General features: G+C 40.2%; 1 protein-coding gene. It reads left to right on the forward strand.

Going from position 1 to position 794, the window contains the following annotated elements:
- On the forward strand, positions 1-794 hold a 794-nt coding region (locus tag EO766_RS18295), incomplete at both ends, for a DPP IV N-terminal domain-containing protein (protein WP_287101824.1).

Here is a 794-nt window from a genome sequence, read left to right on the forward strand (position 1 = left end):
TTTGATGAAAGTATGGTGCCTATGTTTCCTATTTACAGTAGCGAGGGGCAACATGGTTATTTGGAATATACCCGTTATCCCGAAGCAGGCGATAAAAATCCGGAAGTGAAAATGGGATTTGTTAGTCCGGATGGTGGCAATACCACCTGGGCCAATTTTAATGAAAAAGACGACCAATATTTTGGCTGGCCCATGTGGCGCAGCAGCAACAATAGTTTATGGTTGCCCTGGATGAACCGTAAACAAGACAGCCTGATTATTTATGAAGTTAATACACAAACGGGGGCACGTAAACCGGTATATACCGAAACACAAAAAACCTGGATTGATTTGGAAGACAGGGTAGGCGGCCGTATTAACTTTTTAAAAGATGGCAGCGGTTATATTGCCCAGAGCGATAAAAGTGGATGGAATATGCTGTACTTATACAATATAGATGGTACCCTGCAACATGCTATTACTAATGGAAATTTCACCGTTACCGGAATTGAGTATATTGATGAAGCCAATCGCACCATTTATTTTACAGCACGTGGTATTGAAAACTCAACCCGTACCGATTTGTATAAAATTAGTTTTGATGGCGGACAACCCCAACGCTTAACTTTTGGTAATTATAACCATACTATCAATTTTTCACCCGGTGGTAAATATTTTATTACCACCTACAGTAATACACAAACGCCAGCACGTATGGCATTGGTAGATGTAAATGGTAAAATAGTTAAAGAACTGGGTAATGCCAAAGGCCCTGACATGGATGCGTATGCTATTGCTAAAACTGAAATTATACG

It is taken from the genome of Hydrotalea sp. AMD (genome assembly GCF_004100315.1).
In the GTDB taxonomy this organism is placed as follows: domain Bacteria; phylum Bacteroidota; class Bacteroidia; order Chitinophagales; family Chitinophagaceae; genus Hydrotalea; species Hydrotalea flava.